An 18,334-nucleotide genomic window follows, 5' to 3' on the forward strand; every position below is an offset into this window, starting at 1 on the left:
CGACTGCACGAAAACCATCCATGCAAGGAGGCTGCATGCAGTTCAGGACGGGTACCGACGATGATGTGGGCACGCTGTGGGCCCTGCGAACGCGCTGCGTACGTGAGCTGTGCAGCAGCCACTATCCGCCGGAGGTGATTGCACCCTGGTCGGCATCGCCGCCGCCGGTGCAGTATTCGCGGCTGCTGGGGCAGGGCGGCTGCGTCGTAGCCGAGGATGACCGGGGCAATGTGCTGGGGTTCGGTGTGTTCGATACCGAGGGCAACGAGATCGATGCGCTGTTCGTTGATCCGGATCGGGGCGGGCAGGGTGTCGGCCAGGCGCTGATGCAGCGGTTGCTGGCCCTGGCCGACCCGACGCGGGAGGTTGTGCTGTCGGCCTCGCTCAACGCCGTGCCGTTCTACCAGCGGCAGGGCTTCGTCGCCGAGCGCGAGGAGCTGTATCCGCATCCCAGTGGCGTGTCATTGGCGTCGGTGAAGATGCGCCGGCCGGGGTGAAATTTCCGGCGCTATCGCGCGTTGATCAACGCGTGGCCAACCACGCGGTCACGCCCTCTGCCGCACGCAGTCCGCTGGCATAGCACGCCGTCAACAGGTAGCCGCCGGTCGGTGCTTCCCAGTCCAGCATCTCTCCGGCGCAGAACACGCCGGGCAAGGCACGCAGCATCAGGCCCTCGTCCAGCGCGTCCAGGCGCACGCCGCCGGCCGTGCTGATCACCTCGGCCATCGGCCGCGGGCGCAGCAGGAGCAGTGGCAGGCGCTTCAACGTGGCGATCACCGCGGCCAGATCGTTGCCGGCATCCTTGCCCAGTGTTTCGAACACCAGCGCGGTCTTCACTGGGTCCAGTCCAGCCTGGCGACGCAGGTGCTCGCCGAAGCTTCGCCCCTTGCGCGGTTGCGAAAGGTCGGCCAGCAGCCGTGCCTCGTCGCGGCCCGGAACCAGGTCCAGCCACAGCGTGGCGTGGCCGTCGCGGTTGAGGGTTTCGCGCAGATCGGCCGACAGGGCGTAGATCAGGCTGCCTTCGATACCGTACTCGCTGGCCACGCACTCCCCTTGCAGGGTGTGCGGCTCACCGTCGAGGCCATGCCAATGTGCGACGACCGGCTTCAGCGGTGCGCCCGCATGGCGCTGCGCGAAGAACGGTGTCCACGCAATATCGAATCCACAGTTGGCCGATTGCAGCGGCGCGATGTCCACGGTGCGGGCCTGCAACGCCGGAACCCAGGCACCGTCACTGCCCAGCTGCGGCCAGCTTCCGCCGCCCAGTGCCAGTACGGTCGCATCGGCGCGCACCTCCAGTTCGCCGTTGTCGGTGGCAAAACGCAGTGCGCCGTCGTCGCTCCAGCCCAGCCAGCGATGGTTGACGTGCAGGCGCACGCCCTGTTCCTTCAGCCGGCGGACCCAGCCGCGCAGCAACGGTGCCGCCTTGCGGTCGACCGGGAACACCCGGCCGGAACTGCCGACGTAGGTCTCCACGCCGAAGCCAGCGGCCCAGTCGCGCAGCGCCTGCGCGTCGAAACCATCCAGCCAGCGGCCGACGCGGGTTGCCTGCTCGCGGTAGCGGCTGTCGAACAGTGGACGTGGGTCGGAATGGGTGAGGTTGAGCCCACCCTTGCCGGCGATCAGGAATTTGCGGCCCGGCGAGCCCTTGGCCTCGTACAGATCGACATCCAGGCCTGCCGCGCGCAGCCGCTCGGCGGCAAACAACCCGGCCGGGCCGCCGCCGATGACGGCGATGCGGCGCGGCGGGCGGACGTCACTGTTGGACATTGAGCAGCTCGACGTCGAACACCAGCGACGAACCTGCCGGAATCGGGCCGACCTGGCGGTCGCCATAGCCGAATTCCGGCGGAATCATCAGCGTGCGCTTGCCGCCGACCTTCATGCCGGCGACGCCTTCATCCCAGCCACGGATGACCTGGCCCGCACCCAGCGTGAAGGTGAACGGCTCGCCGCGCTCGACCGAACTGTCGAAGGTCTTGCCGTGCTTGTTGTCGGCGCGCTCGTCGTAGATCCAGCCGGTGTAATGCACGCTGACCTTCTGGCCCGGCACGGCCTCGGCACCGCTGCCCGGCTGGGTGTCGATGCGCTCGAACGTGGCAATGGTGCCTCCCGGCGGCGGGCCGGACGGCTCCGACGAGCAACCAACGGCGGCGAGGGACAGCAGCAGGGGAAGCAGCAGGCGGCGCATCAGGCGTCTCCAGGGGCGATGAGTCGAGGGCGGCAAGGTTAGCGCATCGGCGCCGGGTATCATGGTGGCATGGCAAAACTCCTGCTCAATCTGCGCAATGTCGGCAACGACGAATATGCCGATGTCTGCACGCTGCTGGACCAGCACGGCATCGCCTGGTACCGCACCGAACCCAGTCCGTGGGGCATCTCCAATGGTGGCCTGTGGCTGCGCGAGGATGCCGACCAGCCGCGTGCCAAGGCGCTGATGGCCGACTACCAGGCGGCCCGCGGCGTGCGGGTCCGTGCCGAGCGCGAACAGGCCTTGCGCGACGGCACTGCCGAGACCTTTGGCAGCCTGTTGCGCCGCCGCCCTGTGTTCGTGGTGCTGGTGCTGCTGGGCATGGCGGTGGCGGCGGCACTGGTGCTGCTGCCGTTCATGCTGCTGCGGGGGTAGAGGGTTCGGCCGGGTTGCACCCGGCACCCGCAGAGGCAACGGCAACAGCAACAGCAACAGCGGGCGTTCCGTGGTGGGCGGGGCGGTATAGGCAGGCGGGACACGCCGTAGACCCATCCTTGGGGGCTCGATGGCGCCATCCATGGCGCCAACGGTCCCGCCTGCCTATACCGCCCCGCCCCGGACGCGTTCCGGGTGCTGTCGGTAGATGTCGACCTTGGTCGACACTGTGGTAGATCCACGCCATGCGTGGATGAACGGTGGAGGCTGATGCGGGGGCGGTCAGGCGCTAAAATGGCGGGATGATCGCCAATACCGCTGCCTATCATTTCGCCGTCATCGACGCCCCCCAGGCCCTGTGCGACCAGCTGCAGGCGCGTGCCGAGGCGTCCGGCCTGCAGGGGACGATCCTGGTGGCGGGCGAGGGGCTGAACCTGTTCCTGGCGGGTGCGCCGTCCGCGATCGATGGCTTCTACGCGGAACTGCGTGCTGATGCGCGCTTCGCCGATATGCGGGTCAAGACCAGCTTCAGCGAGCACCAGCCGTTCGCGCGGCTGAAGGCCAAGGTCAAGGACGAGATCATCAGCTTCCGTCGTGACGATGGCCAGCCGCTGGACTACCCGCGCGCGCCGGCCATCGATCCTGCCACCGTGCAGCGTTGGCTGCGGCAGGGGCATGATGATGCTGGCAAGCGCGTGGTGATGCTCGATACGCGCAACCTGCAGGAGATCGAGTACGGCACCTTCAAGGACGCGCTGGTACTGCCCATCCACAAGTTCACCGATCTGCCCGAGGCGCTGGCGCCCCATCGTGAAGCGCTGAAGGACAGCACCGTGGTCAGTTTCTGCACCGGTGGCATCCGCTGCGAGAAGGCGGCGCTGTGGATGCTCAACGACGGCATGGACAACGTGCTGCAGCTCGATGGCGGCATCCTCGGCTACTTCGAGGAAGTCGGCGGTGAGGGCTACGAAGGTCGTTGTTTCGTGTTCGACGAACGGGTGGCGCTGGATGCCGAACTGAAGCCGTTGGTGGACGAGCCGTTGCCCGAGCCACGCCCCAGCGCGTTCTGACCCTTCCACATTGGCCTGCGGCCCTGAACCGGCCAGGCAGGAATCAGCGTCCCGCCACCGGCACTGGCCGTGGGGGCAGGGCGCCCCCATCAAACGGGGATCTTGTGACGGAAAACCGCCTGATGATCCCGTTGTCGATTCTCGACCTGGCCCCGGTCTGCGAGGGCAGCGATACCACTGCCGCCTTTGCCAACATGCTTGAGCTCGCCCAGCATGCCGATGCGCTGGGCTACCGCCGCTACTGGCTGGCCGAACACCACAACATGCCTGGCATCGCCAGTGCCGCCACGGCGGTGCTGATCGGTCATGTGGCCGGTGGCACCCAACGCATCCGTGTCGGCGCCGGCGGCATCATGCTGCCCAACCATGCGCCGCTGCAGGTGGCCGAGCAGTTCGGCACGCTGGCCTCGCTGTACCCCGATCGCATCGACCTGGGCCTGGGCCGCGCGCCGGGTACCGACCAGCCGACCGCCCGCGCCCTGCGCCGCTATTTCGACAGCGCCGACCAGTTTCCGCAGGACGTACGCGAACTGCTGCATTACTTCGAACCGGTGCAGCCCGGCCAGGCGGTGCAGGCCGTACCCGGCGGCGGCCTGCGGGTGCCGACCTGGATCCTCGGTTCCAGCCTGTTCGGCGCACGCATGGCCGCCTCGATGGGCCTGCCGTATGCATTCGCCTCGCACTTCGCCCCCGATTCCATGGATGAAGCGCTTGCGGTGTATCGCCGCGAATTCCGCCCTTCGGCCACGCTCAAGCAGCCGCACGCAATGCTGGCGTTGAACGTGGTGGCCAGTGACAGCGAGGCCGAATCGCGGCGGTTGTTCACCAGCCAGCAGCAGAGCTTCGTCAACCTGCGTCGCGGCCGTCCGGGCAAGATTCCGGCGCCGATCGATGACATCGAAGCGTTCTGGGAACCCCACGAGAAGCTCGGCGTGGAGCGGGCGCTGGCGTGCACCGTGCTGGGTGATCCGCAGCAGGTCGCCGATGGCATTGCGGCGTTCGTCGAACGCCATCAGCCCGACGAACTGATGCTTACCGCCAACCTGTACGACCACCGCGCGCGCCTTCGCTCGTTCGAGCTGGCAATGCACGCCTGGCATGCCCGCCACGCGGGCTGAACAATTGCGTCACGGCAATTTGCGGTGCGGACGCGTCTGATGGGGACTCCCACTTCCGGAGTCCCCCATGGACGAATCGCGTACCGAGCACATTGCCCAGCTGGCTGAACTGATCAAGGACGTGGAGGTGGCGATGTTCACCACCCGTGGTGTCGATGGGCGCCTCTACAGCCGTCCGCTTGGCACCCAGCAGGTCGCCTTCGATGGCGACCTGTGGTTCGCCACTGCGGCCGACAGCCCGAAGGTGGCCGAGATCGCGCTCGACCCGCGGGTCAACGTGGCCTATGCCTCGCCATCGAAGAATACGTATGTGTCGGTAGCCGGCGTGGCACGGATCATCGATGACCGCGCGAAGGTCGAAGAGCTGTGGTCGCCGGCGATGAAGCTGTTCTTCCCGGGCGGCCCGGATGACCCGAGCCTGCGCTTGATCCACGTGCGTGCAGAGACCGCCGAGTACTGGGACGGACCGGGCACGCTGCTCGGCTCGGCGTTGAGTTTCGTGTTGTCGGCGGTGCAGGATGAGCCGGCACGGTTGGGCGACAACGGATTCATCGATCTGCGTTGATTGCAGTAACCCGCCGGGCATGGCCCGGCGCTACCGGGCGGGGCTCAGGGTAGCGCCGGGCCATGCCCGGCGAGCGCAGCGGCAGGCGCTCAGAACCAGCGCTGGAACAGGTCGACGGTGTAGCCCACCAGCTGCCCGGAACTGAAGCCGAAGAATGCGATCGCCACCAGCGCAGCCACCCAGTTGAACAACATCAGCGCGCCGTCGCGTTCAAGCAGGGCCAGCGCGAACAGCAGCAACTGGAAGCCGAACAGATAGTTGGTGAACGGAATCGGCAGCGACAGCAGCAGGCCCAGCAGCACCAGCAGCAGGCCGCTGAAGGCGTGGGCGGGAGCCGGGGTCAGCAGTTGCGGCATGCGCGGCTTGAGCATGCGGTCGAGGCGGCGCAGGGCACCATCGATGCGATCCAGGAACCGGTGCATGGTGCCGCGCTTCGGCCCGCGACGGGCAATGAAGCCGGGCAGCCAGGGCCGGCGCATGCAGAACAGCATCTGCAGGCCGATCAGGATCACCAAGGGACCGCTGACTGCGCCGCCCAGCCCCGGGATGGGGATGAAGGCCGGCAGGATGGCGACGAACAGGAATACACCAAAGGCACTCTGCTGCAGATCCTGCAGGATCTGCCCCAGCTTCATGTGCTGGGCCGGGTCACCGAAGGCGAACATCGCCAGCAGGGTCCGGATGCCCTCGTTGCGGTACTCCGGCGATGCAGCGCCGGGGCCGGCGTCAGGCGGTGAGCTCATCGGCCTGCTCGTCGGACAGGGTGCGAAGCAGCAGTTTGTCCACGCGCGCACCGTCCAGATCGACCACCTCGAAGCGCCAGCCGGCCCAGTCGAAGTACTCGCCCGCGTGCGGGATGCGGCCGAAGAAGTGGATGCACATGCCGGCCAGGGTGTAGTAATCGCCATCCTCGGCGTCGGGCAGGTCGTTGCTGCCGATCAGCTCGCGCAGGTCCTCGATCGGCAGCGAGCCGTCCACCAGCAGCGAGCCGTCCTCACGGGTCACCACCAGCGCGTCCTCGTCGGCATTTTCCGTTGCCTGCAGGCGGCCGACCACCGCGCCCATCAAATCGCTGATGGTTACCAGGCCCTGGATCTCGCCGTACTCGTCCACCACCAGCGCCATCGACTGCTGTTCTTCGCGGAAGATCTCCAGCAGCTTCATCGCATGGGTGGATTCGGAGACGTACAGCGGTTCGCGCAACGTCTGGAACAGCGCGTTGTCGCCGCGTGCCATCCGCGTGGCCAGCGATTTCAGCTCAAGCACGCCGACCACGTCCATGTCGTTGTCGCGGTACACCGGGTACCGCGAGAACTCGTGCTCGGCCATGATCTCCAGGTTCTTGTCCAGGCCACCCAGCGTATCCAGCCAGGCGATCCGGTTGCGCGGGGTCATCAGGCTGTCGGCGGTACGGTCGCCCAGGCGCATCACGCGGTTCATCATGTCGCGCTCGTGGCTGTCGATCACGCCGGCCTCGTGGCTCTCGGCCACCAGCATGCGGATCTCCTCTTCGGTCACCGACGCGACCTCGTCCTTGCCCAGGCCGAACAGGCGCAGCACCAGCTGGGTGGTCTTGGACAGCAGCCAGACGAAGGGGAAGGCCAGCTTGGCCAGCCAGCTCATCGGCAGCGCCACCAGGCCGGCGATGTCCTCCGAGCGGGTCAGGGCCAGGCGCTTGGGCACCAGTTCGCCGAAGATCAGCGTGATGAAGGTGATGAAGGTGACCGCAAGGGCCTTGCCGATGCCGCCGGCGTAGGCGAAGCCCGGCATCAGCCCCTGGATCCAGCCGCCGATGGCTTCACCCAGTGCCTCGCCGCCGAGGAAGCCGGTCAGCACGCCGATCACGGTGATGCCGATCTGGACGGTGGACAGGAAGGCTTCCGGCTTCTCCGACAGCTCCAGGGCCTTGGCCGCGCGCTTGGAGGTGCCGGCCAGCTGCTTCAGCCGGCTCTTGCGCGAGGTCATGACCGACATCTCGGACATGGCAAAGAAGCCGTTCAGCAGAACAAGCGCGAAAACAATCAGGATCATTTCAAACACGGGCATCGTCCCCGGTTGGTGGCAGGGAGGGCGGGTGCTTGCGATGGCGGCAGGCGCTCAGGAACGGGGTCCGGCGCGGCGCTGGGGGATAAGGGTCGTCGTCCATAAGGTGCGCCCGAAGGCGCGCTGGCATCTTAGCAAAGGGCCGTGGCTGGGTGGCAAATGCCTGTTCAGTTTTGGGCGTCCCGACCCCCGGAAAGGGGCAGGGATACCCGTGATGGTCATCTAGCCGTCATAATTCGCACTGGTGCCGTCCTTCCCGCGACGGCTGACAGGTTTCTCAATGTTCTCTCTGCAGACCATTTTCGGTTCCGGCAAACAGTTCTACACCCTGCTCGATGAGGCTGCCGTCGCGGCTTCCGATGCCGCCAAGGCACTGCATTCGATGCTGCGCGACGCCGATCGCCAGCCCGCCCTGGATGCCTTCAAGCTGGCCCGTCTGCGCGAACGCGCGGCCTCGGACAAGATCAGCCAGGCGCTGGTGGACAGCTTCATGACCCCGATCGAGCGCGAAGACATCGAAGCGCTGGGCTCGGCCCTCTACAAGATTCCCAAGCAGATCGAGAAGTTCGCCGATCGCTATTCGCTGGCCACCACCCACCTGGAACACATCGACTTCGCGCCGCGCGCGGCGATGCTGGAGCAGGCCGCTGGCGTGGTGGTGGAGATGGTCGCCGACCTGCGCCACATGAACCTGGACCGGATGACCGCGCTCAACGAGCGCCTGCGCTCGCTGGAAAACGAGGCCGACCGTCTGATGCTCGAGCTGTACCGCGACATCTACTCCGGTCGCCTGGACAACCTGCAGATGTTCCTGCTCAAGGAATTCTTCGAGATCCTGGAAAAGGCCATCGACCGCTGCCGCGAGGCCGGTGTGGTGGCGTACCAGATCGTGTTGAAGAACAGCTGACGGGCCGGTACCGATGCTCACCCTAGTCCTGGTGGTGATCCTGGCCGCGCTCGTCTTCGAGTTCATCAACGGCTTCCACGATACCGCCAACTCCATCGCTACCGTGGTGGCAACCAAAGTACTGTCGCCCGGTTGGGCGGTGATGCTTGCCGCCTTCATGAACCTCATCGGTGCCCTGACCGGCACCGCGGTCGCACTGACCATCGCGTCGGGCCTGCTCAACACCAACGTGGTCGACGTGACCCCGCAGGTGATCCTGTGCGCGCTGCTCGGCGGCATCATCTGGAACCTGATCACCTGGTGGAAGGGCCTGCCGTCCTCGTCCTCGCACGCGTTGATCGGTGGCCTGTGCGGCGCCGGCCTGGCTGCGGCCCACAACAACTGGGACGCGCTGATCTGGTCCGAACGGCTTGGCAGCTGGGCGCAGAACAAGGGCCTGCTGTGGAAGGTGTTCGTGCCGATGATCACCTCGCCGATCGCAGGCTTCCTGCTCGGCATCGCAGTGATGGTGCTGTTGTGGGCGCTGATCGCAGGCCTGGCCAAGATCGGCGGCGCGATCGGCCGGCTGGCACGTCCGCGCATCGTCAATGCGTTCTTCGGCAAGGCGCAGATCGCTTCGGCGGCCTACATGGGCTTTGCCCACGGCCACAACGATGCGCAGAAGACCATGGGCATCATCGCGATGACCCTGATCGGTGCCGAGGCGACCGGCGCGTTGAACGACCTGCCGTCGTGGCTGGCCTTCATGCATCCGGACGCGCACGCCGGCGACGGCATTGCCATGTGGATCGTGCTGACCTGTGCGGTGGTGATGGCCGCCGGTACCGCCTCGGGCGGCTGGAAGATCATCAAGACCCTGGGCCACAAGATGGTCAAGCTGCACCCGATCCACGGCTTCGCCGCGGAAACCAGCTCGGCCACCGTGCTGACCCTGGCGGCGCACTTCGGCATGCCGGTATCGACCACCCACAGCATCTCCACCGCGATCATGGGCGTAGGCTTCGCCAAGAACCCGCGTTCGCTGCGCCTGGGCGTGATCGAACGCATCGTCTGGGCCTGGATCCTGACCATCCCGGCGGCAGGCGGCTGCGCCTACCTGATCCTGAAGCTGTTCGAGCTGCTCGGCTGGACCTGAGTTCCACGCCAACGCTGGAAACAAAAAGCCCGCCGGATTCCGGCGGGCTTTTTCATTTCATGAAGCATCCGGTTTCCGTTATCCACGCATGGCGTGGATCTACAGTGTCGACCAAGGTCGACACCTACCAACAGCAGCAGGAAGTCGACACCCACCAACAGCAGCCGGAACCTGTCGAAGGCGGGGTGGGTCCGGTTTCGGGGGTGTCCGCGGCATGGATGCCGCGGCCAAGCCCCCAAGGGTGAGGGCGCTTTGCTTGCGAAGCACTGCTTCGCAAGCGCCCGAACGCACAGCCGACAGCGGCTGGGCCGGTCTGGGGGTTTACGGCGTCCCCCGCAACCGGGCCCACCCCGCCAACCCACGGAAAGCCCGCTTTTGCCGTTGCCGTTGCCGTTGCCGCTGCCGCTGCCGCTGCTGTCCGCGGGTGCCGGGCCGCAGGCCCGGCCGACAATCCCTCAATTGCGCTGGAACAACGCCTGCACATCCCTGCGGAACGCCGCCTGGCTGTCAGCCCGGCTGTAGAACATGTGCCCGCCCGGATAGCTGCGCACCTGCACGCGGTCCGGGTTGCTGCCCATCGTCGGCATCTGGTCCACCGTCAGGATCGAGCCCATGAACGGGCAGGACAGGTCATTCCAGCCGTGCACGATCAGCACCTGCAGATGCGGGTCGATCGCCACGGCCTGGCGCAGCTGGGTCACCGCGCCCTCGCGCAGGTCACCATTGCGATCCCACAGACGGTTCACGTCGTAGTTCAGTGCCTGGTAGCGCGCATCCACCTTCCAGCCGACCTCGCGGGTAACGAAGTCGACCATCGCGGTGGTGGTCGGGGCGATGATGCTGTCCAGCAGCGGATCGTTGGCGCGCTGCTCCGGATCGTTCGGGAACGGATCGAACGCAGTGACGTTGGAATCGTAGCGGCTGCCCAGCGTGCCCTTGTCGCGGAACACCTCACGCAGGTAGGCCTGGGTTTCCAGGCGACCGCCGGCGCGGCGCACGAACTGCGGGTCCAGGCCGGTCAACTCGGCCACCCGGCGCAGCATCGCCTCGGTCGCCTGCGGATCGCTGCGGCCCTTCATCAACGCGGTGGCGTAGTCACCGCGGGTGTACTCGACCACCTCGCGCATCGCCGCGTCGGTCAGCTTGCCCTGGCGTTCCAGGTGCGCGGCAGCGATCGACGGCAGGGTCTGCATCCACGCCATCGGCGAGACATCGGCGTTGTCTTCCAGGGTCGGGCTCAGGTAAGGCGACACCAGCACCAGGCCGTTCATCGCCACGCCCAGGCGCGTCTGCAGGAAGTGGGTGATGCGCGGGCCGCGATAGCCGCCATAGCTCTCGCCGGTCAGGTACTTGCGCGAGGCCATGCGCTGGTTGCGCAGCAGCCAGTCGTAGATCGTGCGCGAGAGGTACTCGACATCGGCACTGGGCGTATACAGCTGTTTCTTCGCTTCCTCATCGCCGATGCGGGCGCGGCTGAAGCCGGTACCGACCGGATCGATGAACACCAGGTCGGTGAAGTCCAGCCAGGTGCCGGGATTGTCGTGCAGCTTCGCCGGCGCCGATGCGCTGTCGCCTTCCGAACCGAAGGTCACCACCTTCGGGCCGATGGCGCCCAGGTTGAGGTACACAGAAGATGCGCCGGGGCCGCCATTGAGCGCGAAGGTCACCGGTCGGTCCTTGCCCGGCATCGTGTAGGCGGTGAACACCACATCGGCGATCACCTTGCCCTTCGCATCGCGTACCGGCAGGGTGCCAACGGTGGCGGTGTAGTCGAGGGTGCGGCCCGCCAAGCGCATGCTCTGGCGAGCCGACGCATCGGCCGGCAGGGGCGCGGCTTCCGTCTTTTCTTCTTTCGATTCGGAGGCGCCGTCAGCAGCAGGCGCGGCCAGCACGCAGGCAGGGGCGATCAGCAGGCCGACGCAGAGCGCGGCAGAGTGCAGCAGGAACTTCATGGCACCGGAACGGCAGCGGAAGGGACCCCGATGCTAGGGCGGGGTGCCGCGCACCGTATGTGTCCAAAGGCATGGGCCGGCGTTGTGGCCTGATCCGGTCAAGCGACGGTGGCTGAGCGCACCGCGTCGTCGGCCAGCAGTCCGTACACGGCCGAGTCGGCCAGTTCACCCTGGATACGCCAACGCTGCCGCAGCAGGCCTTCGCGGTGGAAGCCCAGGCGTTCGAGCACGTGTGCCGAGGCGTGGTTGCGTGGATCGATCTCCGCTTCCACCCGGTGCAGTTGCAGGGTGTTGAACAGATAGGCCAGCACCTGCTGCAGCGCTTCATGCATGTAGCCGTGGCCCTGCCTGCCAGGTGCCAGCAGATAGCCGATTTCCGCGCGCGCCGCATCCCGATCCAGGGCAAACACCACGCAGATGCCCAGCAGGGGGCCGTCCACCGATTCGCGCAGGGCCAGCTTCAACTGCGTGCCGATGGCCTGTGCAGCCAGGTCGTCGTCGATCTGCGCACGTGCTTCGGCCGGACGCGTCCACGCCGGGTGGTTCCACCAGTGCATCACGTCCGGGTCGGACTGCAGGGCGAACAGGGCCGCGGCGTCATCGCGGCGAATGGGGCTCAGCACCAGGCGCGCGCTGTGCAGCGGCAGCCCGGGGAACGGCAGTGAGTTGGCGGGCAATGGGGTCGTCCACGCGGATGAACGCGCATTATGGACCCGCAGGGTTTGCCGATGGCGGCCGATCCAACGGCCCGGTAGTGCCGGCCGCTGGCCGGCAGCACGAAGAGGTCTGGTAGTGCCGGCCGCTGGCCGGCAACCCAGGTATCCCGCTGGTTCACGAAAAGCAGCCGGCCAGCGGCCGGCACTACCACGGGTTCGGGAATCAGACTTCCAGCGAAGCCAGATCGCCCTTGCTCTCCAGCCAGCCCTTCCGGTCCGACGCGCGCTTCTTGGCCAGCAGCATGTCCATCAGTGAATGGGTCTGCTCGCCATCGTCGATGGTCAACTGCACCAGGCGACGGGTGTCCGGATGGATGGTGGATTCACGCAGCTGCGGCGGATTCATCTCGCCCAGGCCCTTGAAGCGGGTCACGTTGATGGCGCCCTTGATCTTCTCGCGTTCGATCTTGTCCAACATCGAGCGCTTTTCTTCCTCATCCAGGGCGTAGAACACCTGCTTGCCCACGTCGATGCGGAACAGCGGCGGCATCGCCACGAACACGTGGCCGGCATCGACCAGCGCCGGGAAGTGCTTCAGGAACAGTGCGGTCAGCAGCGTTGCAATATGCAGGCCGTCGGAGTCGGCGTCGGCCAGGATGATCACCTTGCCGTAGCGCAGGCCGCTGATGTCTTCCTTGCCCGGGTCACAGCCGATGGCCACCGCCAGGTTGTGCACTTCCTCCGAGGCCAGCACGCTGTTGGAGGACACTTCCCAGGTGTTGAGGATCTTGCCGCGCAGCGGCAGGATCGCCTGGAAATCCTTGTCGCGGGCCTGCTTGGCGCTGCCGCCTGCCGAGTCGCCCTCGACCAGGAACAGTTCGGTGCGCGACAGGTCCTGGCTGATGCAGTCGGCCAGCTTGCCGGGCAGGGCAGGGCCCTGGGTGACCTTCTTGCGGACGACCAGCTTCTCGGTCTTCAGGCGCGCACTGGCGCGCTCGATGGCGATCTGCGCGATCTTCTCGCCCAGCTCCACATTCTGGTTCAGCAGCAGGCTGAACGCATCGTGCGCGGCACCTTCAACGAAACCGGCGGCCTGGCGCGAGGACAGGCGTTCCTTGGTCTGGCCGCTGAACTGCGGGTCGGTCATCTTCAGCGACAGCACGAACGACACGCGGTCCCACACGTCTTCCGGGGCCAGCTTGACGCCGCGCGGCAGCAGGTTGCGGAAGTCGCAGAACTCGCGCAGCGCTTCGGTCAGGCCGGTGCGCAGGCCGTTGGCGTGGGTGCCGTGCTGTGCGGTGGGAATCAGGTTGACGTAGCTTTCCTGCACCAGCTCGCCTTCCGGCAGCCAGGCCACGGCCCAGTCCACGATCTCGGTGTCTTTCTTCAGGTTGCCCACGAACAGGTCGGCCGGCAGCGACTCGCGATCGCCCAGCTCCAGCTTCAGGTAATCGCGCAGACCGTCTTCGTAGTACCAGGTGTCGACCTCGCCGGTGGCTTCGTCGGTCAGCTTGACGGTCAGGCCCGGGCACAGCACGGCCTTGGCGCGCAGCAGGTGCTTGAGCGCACGCACGGCGAACTTGGGCGTATCGAAGTACTTCGGGTCCGGCCAGAAGCGCAGGCGGGTACCGGTGTTCTTCTTGCCGACGGTGCCGACCACTTCCAGCGGCGAGGCGCGGTCGCCGTTGCGGAAGGTGATGCGGTGTTCGGCACCGTCGCGCTTGATGTGGATTTCCACCAGGGTCGACAGCGCGTTGACGACGCTGACGCCGACGCCATGCAGGCCGCCGGAGAAGGTGTAGTTGTTGTTGTTGAACTTGCCGCCGGCATGCAGGCGGGTCAGGATCAGCTCGACGCCCGGGATCTTCTCTTCCGGATGGATGTCCACCGGCATGCCGCGGCCGTCATCGCTGACCTCCACGCTGCCGTCCTTGAACAGGGTGATCTCGATCGAGCGGGCATGGCCGGCGAGGGCCTCGTCCACCGAGTTGTCGATCACTTCCTGCGCCAGGTGGTTCGGGCGCGCGGTGTCGGTATACATGCCGGGGCGGCGCTTGACCGGGTCAAGGCCGGACAGGACTTCAATATCGGCGGCGTTATAGCGGGCGTTCATCTGTCTTCGAAAGCGTGGAGCGACGGGCAAGTGTGCGGTCTGGACCGGGAATTTGCACGCCTGCGGTTCAGCCTCGTTGGCGGGGAGGGGGTAAAATGGCAACCGCTGGAACCGAACACCGGCGCCCCCCACATCCGAGCCATACCGCGAGGAGGACTCCATGAAGAAGTTGCTGACCATTGCGATCCTGGCTGCCGCCGCTGTTGCAGTGCCGATGGTGCTGGCGCAGAACGCCGGCCAGCCTGCTCCGCAGCAGGGTGACCAGGCCGACAAGGCGCAGTCCGAAGCCGAGGCCAAGGCCAAGCGCCGCGCGCAGGCCAATGCCGAGATGAAGGCCAAGGGCCAGCCGGTGCCGCAGCAGGAAGAAGAGGAAGAGGCACGCAAGAAGAAGTAATTCTTCTGCCCCTCCGAGGCCCTTGCCACAAGGGTTTCCCCCTCGAACGCCCCGCCCAGCGGGGCGTTTCTTTTTGCCGATGGCGCCATCTGCCCCTTGGGTTGGCGGCCATCTATCTGTAAACTATGGCTTTCCGGGAGTAAGTGCGTGTCCACCATTTGCGAATGGGCTGGCACGGCCAAGCGTGGCCTCCAGCAAAGCGGGTCGCAGGTGACGGTCGAAGTGACCGGCACGGCCGCCCCGACCTCGCAGGGTGGTTCCCCGCTGGCGCATTGCGCTGGCCGGGCCCGCACCTCCCTCGCTGCTCCAGCGAACCGGAAAACCCCCTTTCTGCTCCACGCCCGCCCCCCGGGCAGGCGTGGCGCTGCTGTTTTCCATTTCCAGACAGGATGCTTGCAGCCATGACTCCCTTGATTTTCGTAACCGGCGGCGTGGTGTCCTCGCTCGGCAAAGGTATTGCCGCCGCGTCACTGGCCGCCATTCTCGAAGCGCGTGGCCTGAAGGTCACGATGATGAAGCTCGATCCGTACATCAACGTCGACCCGGGCACCATGAGCCCGTTCCAGCACGGTGAGGTGTATGTCACCGACGACGGCGCCGAAACCGATCTCGACCTGGGCCACTACGAGCGCTTCGTGCGCACCCGCCTGAGCCGCAAGAACTCGGTCACCACCGGCCGCATCTATGAGGAAGTGATCCGCAAGGAGCGCCGCGGCGACTACCTAGGCGCGACCGTGCAGGTCATTCCGCACATCACCGACGAGATCCGTCGCTGCATGGACGAAGCCACCGAGGGCTTCGACGTGGCCCTGGTGGAGATCGGCGGCACCGTCGGCGACATCGAGTCGCTGCCGTTCCTGGAGGCGATCCGCCAGGTACGCACCGAGCGCGGCCCGGAAAAGGCGCTGTTCATGCACCTCACCCTGGTGCCGTACATCGCTGCGGCGGGTGAGCTGAAGACCAAGCCGACCCAGCACTCGGTGAAGGAACTGCGCTCGATCGGCATCCAGCCGGACGTGCTGCTGTGCCGTTCGGAACAGCCGGTACCGGATTCGGAGCGTCGCAAGATCGCCCAGTTCACCAACGTCTCCGAGCGCGCGGTGATCAGCGTGCCCGACGTAGATGTGCTGTACCGCATTCCGATGGGCCTGCACGCACAGGGCCTGGACGAGATCGTCATCAACCAGCTGAAGCTGGCCGACAAGGCTGGCCCGGCCGACCTGTCGATGTGGGAAGACGCCGTCGATGCCACCCTGCATCCGCTGGATGCGGTGACCATCGCGGTGGTCGGCAAGTACATCGACCACCAGGACGCCTACAAGTCGGTCGGCGAAGCGCTCAAGCACGGTGGCCTGCGCCAGCGCACCAAGGTCACCCTGAAGTGGCTGGAAGCGCAGGACCTGGAAGGCAGCGACATGTCCGCGCTGGCCGATGTCGACGGCATCCTGGTGCCGGGTGGTTTCGGCGACCGTGGCTTCGAAGGCAAGGTGCTCACCTCGCAGTACGCCCGTGAGCACAAGGTGCCGTACTTCGGCATCTGCTACGGCATGCAGGCTGCGGTGGTCGACTACGCGCGCCACGTGGTGGGCCTGGAAGACGCCAACAGCACCGAGAACGATCGCCAGTCGCCGAACCCGGTGATCGGCCTGATCACCGAATGGCGCACTGCCACCGGCGACGTGGAAAAGCGTGACGACAAGAGTGACCTGGGCGGCACCATGCGCCTGGGCCTGCAGGAGCAGCGCCTGAAGCCGGGCACGCTGGCCCGCGAACTGTACGGCAAGGACGTGGTCGCCGAGCGCCACCGCCACCGTTACGAGTTCAACAACCGCTACCGCACCCAGCTGGAAGACGCCGGCCTGGTGATCGCCGGCAAGTCGATGGACGACACCCTGGTGGAAGTGGTTGAACTGCCGCGCGACCAGCACCCGTGGTTCCTGGCCTGCCAGGCGCACCCGGAATTCCTGTCCACGCCACGTGATGGCCACCCGCTGTTCATCGGCTTCATCCGTGCCGCGCGCGAGCGCAAGGCCGGTGGCAAGCTGCTGCAGGAAGTGCGCGCCTGACTTGTCATGGGGGCCGCCGGCCCCCATCTTGCTCGCTTCAACCCCAGCGCACCGGCACTGCCGGTGTAGCGGACAACAAGGAAACGCCATGAAACTGTGTGGATTCGAGGTCGGGCTGGACCAGCCCCTGTTCCTGATCGCCGGCCCCTGCGTGATCGAGTCGATGCAGCTGCAGCTGGATACCGCCGGCAAGCTGAAGGAAGTGACCGACAGGCTCGGTGTGAACTTCATCTTCAAGTCCAGCTTCGACAAGGCCAACCGCACCTCTGGCACGGCCTTCCGTGGCCCGGGCATGGAAGAGGGCCTGAAGGTGCTGGCCGAGGTCAAGAAGCAGATCGGCGTGCCGGTGCTGACCGACGTGCACGAATACACCCCGATGGACGAAGTGGCCTCGGTGGTGGACGTGCTGCAGACCCCGGCGTTCCTGGTCCGCCAGACCGACTTCATCCGCAAGGTGTGCTCGGCCGGCAAGCCGGTCAACATCAAGAAGGGCCAGTTCCTGGCGCCGTGGGACATGAAGCCTGTCGTCGAGAAGGCCAAGGCCACCGGCAACGAGCAGATCATGGTCTGCGAGCGTGGCGCCAGCTTCGGCTACAACAACCTCGTCAGCGACATGCGTTCGCTGGCGGTGATGCGCGATACCGGCTGCCCGGTGGTGTTCGACGCCACCCATTCGGTGCAGTTGCCGGGCGGGCAGGGCACCAGTTCCGGTGGCCAGCGCGAGCATGTGCCGGTACTGGCGCGTGCCGCGGTTGCCGTGGGCATCTCCGGCCTGTTCGCCGAAACCCATCCGGACCCGTCCAAGGCGCTGTCCGACGGCCCCAACGCGTGGCCGCTGGACCAGATGGAAGCCCTGCTCGAGACCCTGATGGAGCTCGACGCGGTGACCAAGAAGCACGGCTTCTCGCGCTTCGCGTGAGCCAGCACCCGCAGGCGGCGCTGGAGATCCAGCGTCGTCGCCGGCGCTGGCGGCAGTGGCCGTGGGGCCCGATCGCACTCGGCCTGGCATTGCTGTCGGTGTCCGGTGTATTCGCCATCGGCATGCTGTTCGGTGCCGGCATGCGCCCGTCGAGTGCCGGCGGTCCGGTAGTGAACCTGATGCCCTTCGTCATCGCCTTGGCGGTGGCCGAAGTGCTGACCATTTCCGCAGGGCTTTTCGCCGCAGTGCTCGGCTGGCGCCTGAACCGGGGCAGGGTTACCGCTGCACTGGCGATGGTCCTGCTGTCGCTGTGGGCGGGCATCCTGCTGCACGATCTTCTTTGATGAATACGATGCCTGAACCCTCGCGCAGCTGGCCGTGGGGCCTGATCGCCCTGTTGCTGTCGGTGCTCGCCTGGGGCGGCTTGCTCGTGGGCGTGCTGGCCTTCGCCGCCAGCTTCCGTCCGCCGGGGGATGGCAACAACGGCGTGCAGGCCATGCAGTACTGGATGCTGGGCGCGCTGGTCACGCTGGTGCTGTCCTTCGTGGGCAGCCTGGTGGCGATGGTGATGGCCTGGCGACGCCGGCGCGGGCCGGTGTGCGCGACCATTGCCGGTGCCCTGCTGGTGATGCTGGTGTCGCTGCTGCTGATCGTGATCGGGTCCAGCTGGGGCTGAGGCCCATCACGCCATTTGGCAAGTGAGGGGTAGCCGGGGATAATCACGCGGCATTCGTTTTTGTCGCCCCCTCTCCATACAGGTAACCGGCCCG

General features: G+C 66.4%; 19 protein-coding genes. 12 read left to right on the forward strand and 7 right to left on the reverse strand.

What is annotated here, in order from left to right; translation table 11 throughout:
* Positions 1-35 precede the first annotated feature (35 nt).
* A complete protein-coding gene (locus tag BW38_RS09630; RefSeq protein WP_032976497.1) occupies positions 36-497 on the forward strand; it encodes a GNAT family N-acetyltransferase in 462 nt (153 codons plus the stop codon).
* Positions 498-522: 25 nt separating this feature from the next.
* Here the strand turns inward: BW38_RS09630 and BW38_RS09625 are convergent, their stop codons facing one another.
* Complete coding sequence (locus BW38_RS09625; RefSeq protein WP_032976498.1) at positions 523-1,770, reverse strand: TIGR03862 family flavoprotein; 1,248 nt, start codon at positions 1,768-1,770, stop codon at positions 523-525.
* The gene (locus BW38_RS09620) at positions 1,757-2,191 is read right to left on the reverse strand and encodes an FKBP-type peptidyl-prolyl cis-trans isomerase (RefSeq protein ID WP_025878883.1); all 435 of its coding nucleotides are present in this window, start codon (positions 2,189-2,191) and stop codon (positions 1,757-1,759) included. Before BW38_RS09620 ends, BW38_RS09625 begins: the two co-directional genes overlap by 14 nt.
* A 69-nt stretch (positions 2,192-2,260) precedes the next feature.
* Here BW38_RS09620 and BW38_RS09615 point away from each other — a divergent pair, with 69 nt between their 5' ends.
* From BW38_RS09615 to BW38_RS09600, 4 genes are all read left to right on the forward strand, one after another.
* Entirely contained in the window at positions 2,261-2,626 is a 366-nt protein-coding gene (locus BW38_RS09615; RefSeq protein WP_032976499.1) for a DUF6164 family protein, read from the forward strand.
* Positions 2,627-2,928: 302 nt separating this feature from the next.
* Positions 2,929-3,696, forward strand: coding sequence for a sulfurtransferase (locus BW38_RS09610; protein ID WP_032976500.1), 768 nt, complete (start codon positions 2,929-2,931; stop codon positions 3,694-3,696).
* 122 nt (positions 3,697-3,818) lie between these two features.
* Positions 3,819-4,814, forward strand: a complete 996-nt coding sequence (locus tag BW38_RS09605) for an LLM class flavin-dependent oxidoreductase (protein ID WP_032976501.1) — start codon at positions 3,819-3,821, stop codon at positions 4,812-4,814.
* A 67-nt stretch (positions 4,815-4,881) separates the two neighbouring features.
* Positions 4,882-5,379 carry a pyridoxamine 5'-phosphate oxidase family protein gene (locus BW38_RS09600; RefSeq protein WP_025878887.1) on the forward strand — a complete coding sequence of 166 codons (498 nt, stop codon included), beginning with the start codon at positions 4,882-4,884 and terminating at the stop codon, positions 5,377-5,379.
* Between the two features lie 89 nt (positions 5,380-5,468).
* Here the strand turns inward: BW38_RS09600 and BW38_RS09595 are convergent, their stop codons facing one another.
* Together BW38_RS09595 and BW38_RS09590 are read right to left on the reverse strand one after the other, a co-directional pair.
* Positions 5,469-6,122, reverse strand: coding sequence for an exopolysaccharide biosynthesis protein (locus tag BW38_RS09595; protein ID WP_025878888.1), 654 nt, complete (start codon positions 6,120-6,122; stop codon positions 5,469-5,471).
* Positions 6,106-7,410, reverse strand: a complete 1,305-nt coding sequence (locus BW38_RS09590) for a hemolysin family protein (protein ID WP_032952108.1) — start codon at positions 7,408-7,410, stop codon at positions 6,106-6,108. The genes BW38_RS09595 and BW38_RS09590 overlap by 17 nt, the downstream gene beginning before the upstream one ends.
* Positions 7,411-7,702: 292 nt before the next feature.
* Between BW38_RS09590 and BW38_RS09585 the strand changes: the two genes are divergently transcribed.
* Both BW38_RS09585 and BW38_RS09580 read left to right on the forward strand, forming a co-directional pair.
* Positions 7,703-8,329 (forward strand): DUF47 family protein, encoded by a 627-nt coding sequence (locus tag BW38_RS09585; protein WP_025878890.1) that lies wholly within the window; start codon positions 7,703-7,705, stop codon positions 8,327-8,329.
* Positions 8,330-8,342: 13 nt separating this feature from the next.
* Positions 8,343-9,464 carry an inorganic phosphate transporter gene (locus tag BW38_RS09580; protein ID WP_025878891.1) on the forward strand — a complete coding sequence of 374 codons (1,122 nt, stop codon included), beginning with the start codon at positions 8,343-8,345 and terminating at the stop codon, positions 9,462-9,464.
* A 455-nt stretch (positions 9,465-9,919) separates the two neighbouring features.
* Here the strand turns inward: BW38_RS09580 and BW38_RS09575 are convergent, their stop codons facing one another.
* The 3 genes from BW38_RS09575 to parE form a co-directional block, all read right to left on the reverse strand.
* Positions 9,920-11,416, reverse strand: coding sequence for a S10 family peptidase (locus BW38_RS09575; protein WP_032976502.1), 1,497 nt, complete (start codon positions 11,414-11,416; stop codon positions 9,920-9,922).
* A gap of 98 nt (positions 11,417-11,514) precedes the next feature.
* The gene (locus BW38_RS09570; RefSeq protein ID WP_032976503.1) at positions 11,515-12,093 is read right to left on the reverse strand and encodes a GNAT family protein; all 579 of its coding nucleotides are present in this window, start codon (positions 12,091-12,093) and stop codon (positions 11,515-11,517) included.
* 202 nt (positions 12,094-12,295) lie between these two features.
* On the reverse strand, positions 12,296-14,185 hold the full coding sequence (gene parE, locus BW38_RS09565; protein WP_025878894.1) for a DNA topoisomerase IV subunit B: 1,890 nt from the start codon (positions 14,183-14,185) through the stop codon (positions 12,296-12,298).
* Positions 14,186-14,345: 160 nt separating this feature from the next.
* Here parE and BW38_RS09560 point away from each other — a divergent pair, with 160 nt between their 5' ends.
* From BW38_RS09560 to BW38_RS09540, 5 genes are all read left to right on the forward strand, one after another.
* Complete coding sequence (locus BW38_RS09560; protein WP_025878895.1) at positions 14,346-14,579, forward strand: hypothetical protein; 234 nt, start codon at positions 14,346-14,348, stop codon at positions 14,577-14,579.
* A gap of 401 nt (positions 14,580-14,980) precedes the next feature.
* Complete coding sequence (locus tag BW38_RS09555; RefSeq protein ID WP_025878896.1) at positions 14,981-16,645, forward strand: CTP synthase; 1,665 nt, start codon at positions 14,981-14,983, stop codon at positions 16,643-16,645.
* Positions 16,646-16,733: 88 nt separating this feature from the next.
* On the forward strand, positions 16,734-17,564 hold the full coding sequence (kdsA, locus tag BW38_RS09550) for a 3-deoxy-8-phosphooctulonate synthase (RefSeq protein WP_012510652.1): 831 nt from the start codon (positions 16,734-16,736) through the stop codon (positions 17,562-17,564).
* Positions 17,561-17,908, forward strand: coding sequence for a hypothetical protein (locus BW38_RS09545; RefSeq protein WP_032976504.1), 348 nt, complete (start codon positions 17,561-17,563; stop codon positions 17,906-17,908). The genes kdsA and BW38_RS09545 overlap by 4 nt, the downstream gene beginning before the upstream one ends.
* Positions 17,908-18,240: a hypothetical protein gene (locus tag BW38_RS09540; protein ID WP_032976505.1), complete on the forward strand. Its 333-nt coding sequence runs from the start codon at positions 17,908-17,910 to the stop codon at positions 18,238-18,240. The genes BW38_RS09545 and BW38_RS09540 overlap by 1 nt, the downstream gene beginning before the upstream one ends.
* Positions 18,241-18,334: the final 94 nt, after the last annotated feature.

The sequence above is a fragment of the Stenotrophomonas sp. RIT309 genome, assembly GCF_000632045.1.
In the GTDB taxonomy this organism is placed as follows: Bacteria; Pseudomonadota; Gammaproteobacteria; order Xanthomonadales; family Xanthomonadaceae; genus Stenotrophomonas; species Stenotrophomonas indicatrix.

What these genes read in the sequence shown, in the direction of transcription:
- BW38_RS09610 (WP_032976500.1), top strand. Translation starts at nt 2,929, where the DNA reads ATGATCGCCAATACCGCTGCCTATCATTTCGCCGTCATCGACGCCCCC.
- BW38_RS09625 (WP_032976498.1), bottom strand. Translation starts at nt 1,770, where the DNA reads ATGTCCAACAGTGACGTCCGCCCGCCGCGCCGCATCGCCGTCATCGGC.
- BW38_RS09615 (WP_032976499.1), top strand. Translation starts at nt 2,261, where the DNA reads ATGGCAAAACTCCTGCTCAATCTGCGCAATGTCGGCAACGACGAATAT.
- BW38_RS09600 (WP_025878887.1), top strand. Translation starts at nt 4,882, where the DNA reads ATGGACGAATCGCGTACCGAGCACATTGCCCAGCTGGCTGAACTGATC.
- BW38_RS09595 (WP_025878888.1), bottom strand. Translation starts at nt 6,122, where the DNA reads ATGAGCTCACCGCCTGACGCCGGCCCCGGCGCTGCATCGCCGGAGTAC.
- BW38_RS09620 (WP_025878883.1), bottom strand. Translation starts at nt 2,191, where the DNA reads ATGCGCCGCCTGCTGCTTCCCCTGCTGCTGTCCCTCGCCGCCGTTGGT.
- BW38_RS09540 (WP_032976505.1), top strand. Translation starts at nt 17,908, where the DNA reads ATGAATACGATGCCTGAACCCTCGCGCAGCTGGCCGTGGGGCCTGATC.
- BW38_RS09575 (WP_032976502.1), bottom strand. Translation starts at nt 11,416, where the DNA reads ATGAAGTTCCTGCTGCACTCTGCCGCGCTCTGCGTCGGCCTGCTGATC.
- BW38_RS09605 (WP_032976501.1), top strand. Translation starts at nt 3,819, where the DNA reads ATGATCCCGTTGTCGATTCTCGACCTGGCCCCGGTCTGCGAGGGCAGC.
- kdsA (WP_012510652.1), top strand. Translation starts at nt 16,734, where the DNA reads ATGAAACTGTGTGGATTCGAGGTCGGGCTGGACCAGCCCCTGTTCCTG.
- BW38_RS09560 (WP_025878895.1), top strand. Translation starts at nt 14,346, where the DNA reads ATGAAGAAGTTGCTGACCATTGCGATCCTGGCTGCCGCCGCTGTTGCA.
- BW38_RS09585 (WP_025878890.1), top strand. Translation starts at nt 7,703, where the DNA reads ATGTTCTCTCTGCAGACCATTTTCGGTTCCGGCAAACAGTTCTACACC.
- BW38_RS09630 (WP_032976497.1), top strand. Translation starts at nt 36, where the DNA reads ATGCAGTTCAGGACGGGTACCGACGATGATGTGGGCACGCTGTGGGCC.
- BW38_RS09590 (WP_032952108.1), bottom strand. Translation starts at nt 7,410, where the DNA reads ATGATCCTGATTGTTTTCGCGCTTGTTCTGCTGAACGGCTTCTTTGCC.
- BW38_RS09555 (WP_025878896.1), top strand. Translation starts at nt 14,981, where the DNA reads ATGACTCCCTTGATTTTCGTAACCGGCGGCGTGGTGTCCTCGCTCGGC.
- parE (WP_025878894.1), bottom strand. Translation starts at nt 14,185, where the DNA reads ATGAACGCCCGCTATAACGCCGCCGATATTGAAGTCCTGTCCGGCCTT.
- BW38_RS09580 (WP_025878891.1), top strand. Translation starts at nt 8,343, where the DNA reads ATGCTCACCCTAGTCCTGGTGGTGATCCTGGCCGCGCTCGTCTTCGAG.